The sequence below is a fragment of the Rhodococcus sp. KRD197 genome (assembly GCF_017168235.1).
Classification (GTDB): Bacteria; Actinomycetota; Actinomycetes; order Mycobacteriales; family Mycobacteriaceae; genus Rhodococcoides.
Genome location: NZ_JABFAO010000047.1, coordinates 1 through 1508, shown reverse-complemented (window position 1 = coordinate 1508; position 1508 = coordinate 1). Strand labels below are relative to the sequence as shown.

Annotated in this window: 1 protein-coding gene; it reads left to right on the top strand. The window is 63.1% G+C overall.

The features are described from left to right. Nucleotides 1-264 precede the first annotated feature (264 nt). Entirely contained in the window at nucleotides 265-1485 is a 1221-nt protein-coding gene (locus tag J1M86_RS23985) for an IS110 family transposase (protein ID WP_206511639.1), read from the top strand. The last annotated feature ends 23 nt before the right edge of the window (nucleotides 1486-1508 follow it).

Genomic DNA, 1508 nt, shown 5'->3' with positions numbered 1-1508 from the left:
CCCTAATGGGACTTGATCGGCGAGTCTCCGAGAGTAGCGAAGTTAGTCGGAGAAAGCTGATCACCGAGCCGCTGGTGGGTGATCACTGTATGGCCCTGGAGAGAAGATCGACTCCTAAGGTTAGATCGTGGCCCCACCGGTCGGCGAGGGTTCCCAGAATGCTGATGGGGTGTCGTGCCAGTCGAGCACTGATCCATTAGGTCGCGGTCCGGATCCCTCGAGGCTCACCGCCAGTGGCCGAAACGGACGTGAGGAGAACTGCCCGTGATTTTCGTAGGAGACGATTGGGCCGAAGACCACCACGACATCCACGTGATGAACTCCGACGGAAAACGTTTGGCGTCCCGCCGATTACCCGAAGGTCTAGCGGGCATCAGCGGGTTTCACGATGTGGTGGCCTCCCATGCACGCGAACCTGCCGACGTCGTCGTAGGCATCGAAACCGACCGAGGCATGTGGGTATCTGCTCTGCTCGCAGCCGGATACACCGTCTACGCGATCAACCCGCTCGCCGCCGCACGCTACCGAGACCGCCACCACCTCTCGGGTGCGAAATCCGACGCCGGTGACGCGAAACTGTTGGCCGATCTGGTGCGCACCGACCGACACAACCACCGCACCATCGCCGGTGACACCGCAGACGCCGCCGCGATCAAGGTGTTGGCCCGCGGGCACCAGAACCTGATCTGGTCCCGCAACCGACAAACCAATGCACTGCGCTCAGCGCTCCTCGAGTACTACCCCGCCGCACTCGAGGCATTCGACAGTCTCCACCACCGCGACGCGGTCGCCGTCCTCTCGCGTGCCGCCTCGCCCGCCGAAGCTGCACACCTGAGTGCAGCGAGCATCCGAGCGACCCTGAAAAGGGCAGGGCGGCAACGCAATATCGAATCACGAACTGCAGAGATCCAAACTGCGCTACGCACCGAGCACCTCGCAGCACCGCCGCCCGTTGCGGCTGCATTCGCGGCCACCACCCGCTCGGCGGTAGCGCTGATCGCGGAACTGAACCGTCAGATCGGCGACCTCGAAGCCGAACTCGCACGCCATTTTGAAGCACACCCGGACGCCGGCATCTACCTCTCCCTGCCAGGACTCGGTGTCATCCTCGGCGCCCGGGTGCTCGGTGAATTCGGTGACGACGTCAACCGGTACACCTCTGCCAAGTCTCGCAAAAATTACGCCGGAACGTCACCGCTGACGATCGCGTCCGGCAAAAAACGGGCCGTTCTGTCCAGGCATGTGCGCAACCGGCGGCTCTACGACGCGATCGACCAATGGGCATTCTGCGCCATAAGCCAAAGCCCGGGAGCTCGTGCGTTCTACGACCACCACCGCACCGCCGGCGACCTCCACCACCAAGCACTCCGCGCACTCGCCAACCGACTCGTCGGACTACTGCACGGCTGCCTACGACACCGCACCAAATACGACGAACACATCGCCTGGGCACACCGAACGGAACAACAACCCACCGCCGCTTGACAAATTACGGCCCTGGGATGTCT